Source organism: Rhodococcus sp. 06-1474-1B (assembly GCF_002258885.1).
In the GTDB taxonomy this organism is placed as follows: domain Bacteria; phylum Actinomycetota; class Actinomycetes; order Mycobacteriales; family Mycobacteriaceae; genus Rhodococcoides; species Rhodococcoides fascians.
On record NZ_NOYR01000030.1, the window covers coordinates 1 to 1,651 of the forward strand.

Genomic DNA, 1,651 nt, shown 5'->3' on the forward strand with positions numbered 1-1,651 from the left:
ACCCGATATCCATACCACTGCGGGTAAATTGGCCGATCTTCGTAAACGTCTGGGGGCTGCGGAGATGCCGTCGGGTGAGGCGGCGGTGGAGCGGGTCCACGCGAAGGGCAAGTTGACCGCGCGTGAGCGGATCACCGCCCTGCTCGACGAGGGCTCGTTCGTCGAACTCGATGCGTTGGCGCGGCACCGATCACAGAATTTCGGGTTGGGTGACAATCGCCCCTTCGGTGACGGTGTCGTCACCGGCTACGGCACGGTCGACGGCCGCGATGTGTGCGTGTTCTCCCAGGACGCGACCGTCTTCGGCGGCAGTTTGGGGGAGATCTACGGCGAGAAGATCGTCAAGGTGATGGACCTGGCGATCAAGACCGGGCGGCCGTTGGTGGGCATCAACGAAGGTGCCGGGGCCCGCATCCAGGAGGGGGTGGTCTCCCTCGGGTTGTACGGGGAGATCTTCCACCGCAACGTCCGCGCATCCGGGGTGATCCCGCAGATCTCGGTGATCATGGGCCCCGCCGCCGGTGGGCACGTCTACTCACCGGCGTTGACCGATTTCGTGGTCATGGTCGATGGCACCAGTCAGATGTTCGTCACCGGCCCCGATGTGATCAAGACCGTCACCGGGGAGAACGTGACGATGGAAGAGCTCGGTGGCGCGCACACTCACATGGAGAAGTCCGGGGTCGCGCATTACGTCGCGTCCGGGGAGCAGGACGCCCTCGACTACGTCCGCGACCTTCTGTCGTATTTGCCGTCGAACAATCGGGCCGATGCCCCGCGCACGGTGGCGTCGGATCCTGTTCTCGGATCCATCGAGGATTCGTTGACGGCGGAGGATCTCGAACTCGACACGTTGATTCCGGATTCGCCGAACACTCCGTACGACATGCACGAGGTGATCCGCCGGATCCTCGACGACGACGAATTCCTCGAAGTCCAAGAGGGGCGGGCCCGCAACATCATCGTCGGGTTCGGGCGGATCGACGGTCGGTCGGTGGGGATCGTGGCCAATCAGCCGACCCAGTTCGCGGGAACGTTGGATATCGATGCCTCGGAGAAAGCGGCCCGGTTCGTCCGCACGTGTGATTGTTTCAACGTTCCGATCATCACGTTGGTCGATGTGCCGGGGTTCCTGCCCGGGACGGGCCAGGAATACAACGGCATCATCCGGCGTGGAGCGAAGTTGTTGTACGCCTACGGGGAGGCGACGGTCGGGAAGATCACCGTCATCACCCGCAAAGCCTATGGCGGGGCGTACGACGTGATGGGGTCCAAGCACATGGGTGCCGACGTCAATTTGGCGTGGCCGACGGCGCAGATCGCGGTGATGGGTGCCTCGGGTGCGGTCGGGTTCGTCTACCGCAAGCAGTTGCTCGAGGCCGCGAAGAACGGTGAGGACGTCGATGCATTGCGGCTGACGTTGCAGCAGCAGTACGAGGACACGTTGGTCAATCCGTACGTCGCTGCCGAACGCGGGTATCTCGATGCGGTCATCCCGCCCAGTCACACCCGCGGACAGATCGTGACCGCGTTGCGGCTGCTCGAACGCAAACAAGTGACCCTGCCCCCGAAGAAACACGGAAACATCCCACTATGAGCGAAGCGAATCATGACGCAGTGAGCGGCGAAGCGAATCATGACGCAGTGAGCG

The 1,651-nt window shown here is 63.1% G+C and carries 1 protein-coding gene; it reads left to right on the top strand.

What is annotated here, in order from left to right:
- The coding region (locus tag CH266_RS17910) for an acyl-CoA carboxylase subunit beta (protein ID WP_217901008.1) at positions 1 to 1,597 on the top strand (1,597 nt) is incomplete at its 5' end.
- Positions 1,598 to 1,651 lie beyond the last annotated feature (54 nt).